This window comes from Methylophaga sp. UBA2689 (assembly GCA_002354555.1).
Classification (GTDB): domain Bacteria; phylum Pseudomonadota; class Gammaproteobacteria; order Nitrosococcales; family Methylophagaceae; genus Methylophaga.
The window spans coordinates 1-4,973 of the sequence record DELT01000033.1 but is presented as its reverse complement, the minus strand read 5'-3'; the positions used below and the strand labels follow the sequence as shown (position 1 = coordinate 4,973).

Annotated in this window: 4 protein-coding genes and 1 tRNA gene; 3 read left to right on the top strand and 2 right to left on the bottom strand. The window is 42.7% G+C overall.

The annotated features are described in order from the left end of the window. Nucleotides 1-1,272: sensor histidine kinase (locus tag B3M51_RS03520; protein WP_292756871.1), on the top strand; the 1,272-nt coding region annotated here is incomplete at its 5' end. 2 nt (nt 1,273-1,274) lie between these two features. After that, complete coding sequence (locus B3M51_RS03515) at nt 1,275-1,955, top strand: response regulator transcription factor (RefSeq protein WP_292480732.1); 681 nt, start codon at nt 1,275-1,277, stop codon at nt 1,953-1,955. 162 nt (nt 1,956-2,117) lie between these two features. On the opposite strand, the gene B3M51_RS03510 is transcribed toward B3M51_RS03515, so the two are convergent. Both B3M51_RS03510 and B3M51_RS03505 read right to left on the bottom strand, forming a co-directional pair. Continuing rightward, a complete protein-coding gene (locus B3M51_RS03510; protein ID WP_292756869.1) occupies nt 2,118-3,890 on the bottom strand; it encodes a methanol/ethanol family PQQ-dependent dehydrogenase in 1,773 nt (590 codons plus the stop codon). Nucleotides 3,891-4,216: 326 nt separating this feature from the next. Beyond that, nucleotides 4,217-4,292, bottom strand: a tRNA-Asn gene (locus tag B3M51_RS03505). 165 nt (nt 4,293-4,457) lie between these two features. Here B3M51_RS03505 and B3M51_RS03500 point away from each other — a divergent pair. Continuing rightward, a partial coding sequence (locus B3M51_RS03500) for a hypothetical protein (RefSeq protein WP_292756867.1) occupies nt 4,458-4,973 on the top strand: 516 nt, incomplete at its 3' end.

The window sequence follows — 4,973 nt, the reverse complement described above, 5'->3', positions numbered from 1 at the left end:
CAACAACAACGACTGGCTCTGGGGGAAATCGCCACCAAGGGGACGGTTGAAGATACCAAGGAGCTGGAAAAATTACTTAACGATATTCTGGATGCGTTTGACGCGGTCCTAGCTGAGCCGGTAAGCCAGCTTAATACTGAAAAAATTCGTTTTCTGCTTGAGGAGCAGATTGATAATCGGTTTCGGGAAGCCATTAATTCAGCTTTGCAAAGACAAAGTACTATCGTCAATTCATTGAATTCAGACATCGAAAATATTCATACCAATATTGCCTGGGCTGCTGCCGCATTAACTATTATTGCTTTATTTGCAGCGCTGTTGGGTAGTTACGCCATGATTCGTAATATTTCGATTCCAGTAGATTTTCTAAAAAAAGCAGCCGAATCGTTTGCTGACGGAAACCTGAATTATCGTGTGCCACGAGGGTTTGATCGAGAGTTTGATGCAATTTCAGCCGCTTTTAACGATATGGCCCAGAAGCTTGCTGAAGAGAAATCTTTGCGCGATAAACTCAATAGTCAGCTGGAGTTTGAGGTTAATAAGCGCACTAGTGAACTGCTGGTACTCAATGAAACGCTGAAAAAAAATGATGCTGCCAGAAAAAGCTTTCTGGCAGATGTCAGTCATGAACTGCGCACACCGCTCACTATCATTCGTGGTGAAACCCAGGTCGCGCTTCGTCAAAACAGACAACTTGATTTGACTGAGACACGAAGTATTCTGGAAAGCGTTCATGAACAGTCTCTTTTACTAAGTCGTCTGGTGGATGATTTGTTGTTTATTGCTCGTACAGAAGCCAATAATCTTCAGTTAAAGTTGGACGTATATTCGATTAATAAACTGCTGGAAAACTGTGTAAATGAATTTCAACGTACGGCAAATCAGCACAAAATCAATCTGAAATGTGGTCTTCCTTTTGAGGAGGCTATTGTCAAAGTTGATAAAGATCGATTTCAACAATTGCTGAGAATTTTGTTTGATAACGCAATTAAATATAGTCCATCCGAAACCAGTGTTACTGTTTCGTCAAAACTGGATGCTGGTAAGGTAATAATTACTGTTCGGGATCAAGGTGCTGGGGTGGCAGATGACGAGTTGCCGTTAATTTTTGACCGATTTTATCGAAGCCAACGAATGCAGCATGAAAAACCAACGGGATCAGGACTGGGCTTGTCCATTGCCAAATCAATATGTGATGCCCATCAGGCATCTATCTGGGCGGTCAATACCGAAGACGGATTGGCAATTCATATCAAGCTTGCTGTGGAGTAACAATGCAAATATTGATTGTTGAAGATGAAAAGCGTGTGGCCGATTTTATCTGCAAAGGTTTGAGGGTTGAAGGCTACTTTTGTGAACAGGCTCATGATGGCCAGTCAGGACTTATGCTGGTCAAGTCACATAGTTTTGATGTCATCATTCTCGATCGAATGTTACCGGATACAGATGGCATCAGTTTTTTAAAGCATATTCGTAATCTGGGTATTTCCACACCAGTGTTATTTCTTACTGCGTTGGATGATATAGAAGAAAAGGTTCAGGGTTTGCGTGCCGGAGCTGATGATTATTTAACAAAACCTTTTGATTTTGAAGAATTACTTGCCCGTATTGAAGTTCTTTCCCGTCGGGGAGCAAATGCACCTGATCTCGATGAAAATATTATTAAATTGAATGATATTTCTATTTCTCTGACCCACCGGACAGTTTATAAGGGTAATGAACTGATAAAAATGACCGCAATGGAATTTGACTTGTTGTTGTTTTTAGCAAAATCCAAGGGCCGTGTGTTAAGTCGGGAGCGGATACTGAATGCAGTCTGGCAACTCAATAGCGACCCATTGACGAATGTGGTTGATGTGTATATTAATCGTTTACGTAAAAAGTTTGATCTTCATCAATCCGAATCCTTTATTGAAACGCTTCGTGGTGTAGGTTATCGGTTAAATGTTAATTGACATAAAGTGATATCAATTGAAGATTTTGATTAGCTATTATCATTCAACAGTTAACTCACTGAAGCTATTCCTATGATGTATTTCTTTCTAAAGAATCCATAAAAAAAGCCCGACACTGATTAAGAGTGCCGGGCCAGTTTATGAAGCTGCTTTTACATTACCTTACAAGCTAAACACGCTTAATACACCACCCAGTGTGGTCCAGCTCGATAGGGATTTGTAGGCACCTACAGCGCCAAGACCATCGGTATCATTTTCCAGATTATTGGTCATGCCGATACCGGCCCAGCCACCGATGCCTGACAAAATTGAGATATATTGTTTTCCATCGTGTTTGTAGGAATTTACATTGCCGATAATGCCCGATGGGGTTTTAAAGCGCCAAAGTTCACGTCCGGTTTTGGCATCCAACGCTTTCAGGTAGCCTTCCAGTGTGCCATAGAACACCACATCACCAGCCGTGACCATTGCACCGGACCAGACTGAGAATCGTTCAGGATTTGTCCAGACAATCTTGCCTTCACGAGCATCCCACGCAATAAAGTTACCCATATTATCTTTAGTGGCAGCAAACATATTTACTTCTGCACCGACGTATGGCTGACCGGCTAAATATTCAACTTCAAACGGTTCCAAATCCATACAGATATGGTTGGTCGGTACATAGAACAACCCTGTTCTTGGAGAATATGCCGCAGGTTGTTGATCTTTGGCGCCATGAGCTGCAGGACAGATACCGGTTGTCTGAGTGTCTTCACCATTGGCTTCGGGTGAGTAGGTAGCAACGCGATCCGGCAGTCCCGTTTTTATATTGATGCTGTTGGCCCAGTTAACACTTGGGTCGAATTTTTCAGCTACCAATAATTCACCGGTTGCACGATCCATGGTGTAACCAAATCCGTTTCGGTCAAAATGCACCAGCATCTTACGCATTTTGCCTTTTACTTTCTGGTCGACCAGAATATTTTCATTGACGCCGTCATAGTCCCATTCATCATGCGGTGTCATCTGATAGATCCATTTGGCCACACCGCTATCCAGATCTCGAGCAAACAGGGACATGGTCCATTTGTTATCACCGGGCCGTTGCAACGGATTCCAGGTAGATGGATTACCGGTTCCGTAGTAATAAAGATTCATTTCAGGATCATAGGAGAACCAGCCCCAGGTAGTGCCGCCACCGATTTTCCATTGCTCACCTTGCCAGGAATTCAATGATGAATCTTTGCCGATAGGTTGCAACATGGCTGTGGTGTTTTGTGGGTCGACCATCATTTCTGCATCAGGGCCGGTGCTGTAGGCTTTATAAAGTGTTTTGCCTTTCATATCGTAGGCTTGAACATAACCACGGACGCCGAATTCGCCACCTGAAATACCGACGATAATTTTGTCTTTAAAGACATTGGCATTACCGGTATTGGTTGCACCGGTAGTTGGTGTATCACGTTTATCTGACCAGAGAACTTCGCCGGTATCAATATCTAACGCAACCAACGTGGTATCTGCCTGATTGAGGAAAATTTTACCGTCGCCATATGACAAACCACGATTGACTACGTCACAGCACATTACTGGAACCGTTTCATCGTAGTTTTGTTTGGGTTCATATTTCCATCTGATGGCACCGTCGTTGTTCAAATCCAGCGCGTAGACGATGTTTGGATAAGGTGTATGAACATACATCACATCATCAATGATCAGCGAGTTACCCTCATGACCCCGTAATACGCCGGTAGAAAAAGACCAGGCCATTTCCAGATTCTGCACGTTATCCTGATTGACTTCATCTAATTGACTGTAACGTGTATTGGCATAGTTTCCTGCTGACATCACCCAGGTATCAGGATTCTCCTGCATGCCAAGTAACTCATCAGCAATAGTGAGCCCTGGAAGCGCCAATGACATCATTGCGATAGATAATTTAGTTTTATTCATATTGTTTCCTCTATGTTAGCCGCCTCAAAAGCCGTAAATTAACCGTCATGTGAAATTGGCTTTTGAACGGAGTGAGGATGTTAGCAACGGGGTAATAGGAATAATTGCCCATGTGTCCAAATCTTTTTTAAGGTTTTGGAACCACAGTCAAGTCAGTGTGGAAAAGGGTGGAGAGGGAGATTCAGTAAACAACTCAATATAATAAAGGTTGACTCTAAGAAGAGCAGAGCAATTTGAGAGGATCGTGAATTAATCAGATTGATTAATAAATTTCAGACATAAAAAAACCTCAGAAGAGAAACTTGCTGAGGTTTTTTAATAATCATTGGCTCCCCGAGCTGGACTCGAACCAGCGACCCAATGATTAACAGTCATTTGCTCTACCAACTGAGCTATCGGGGAACAGAAAGATGGCTATGATAGTGATTTGAGCCCGGAGGGTCAAGGATTAGTACTAATTTTTTTAAGTGTTTGGGCAGGACTTTATATATGTTATTGATTGTAATATTTTTTCAACTGTATCGTGTTGACTGACATAAAACACTTTTCAGACAGAAGGAGTATTCAGTGGAATATATTGCTCCCATTAGCTCTGCCGTAATGGCACTTATCTGGGTGATTTATTTACAACTATTATTTGTTCAATATCGTCGCAGTAATCGACCTTATCTGATTTTTCACCATGCCCAGAATGAAAATCCCGATGCATTGTGCCTATTGGTCAATATGGGCGAGAGAGCGATTCATATTCAATGTGTCCAGGCCGTTGTAACGATGCAATCTGGAGAAAAATATGAACTTGGTGTAACACAGTTCAAACGGGTGAACGTGATGGAGCAAAATGTCCAGCAGACTCTGCGTCAGGGACCATTGTTAAATGGAGGCTATTTGGTACTTGGAACCTTCAGGGATATTATTGAGAATGCTGAAGCAGCAAAAGGAGAGGCAATTGCGCTTGAGCAGGTTGACACACTGGAGTTAAGAGCAGCTGCAATTCATGCCCCCAGTAAACACCCAGTGGGAGCCCGGCGAGGGTTTAAGCTGAAGCATGATGGAGGTCCATGCATTTTTCCAAAACAGATC

What these genes read in the sequence shown, in the direction of transcription:
- B3M51_RS03515 (WP_292480732.1), top strand. Translation starts at nt 1,275, where the DNA reads ATGCAAATATTGATTGTTGAAGATGAAAAGCGTGTGGCCGATTTTATC.
- B3M51_RS03510 (WP_292756869.1), bottom strand. Translation starts at nt 3,890, where the DNA reads ATGAATAAAACTAAATTATCTATCGCAATGATGTCATTGGCGCTTCCA.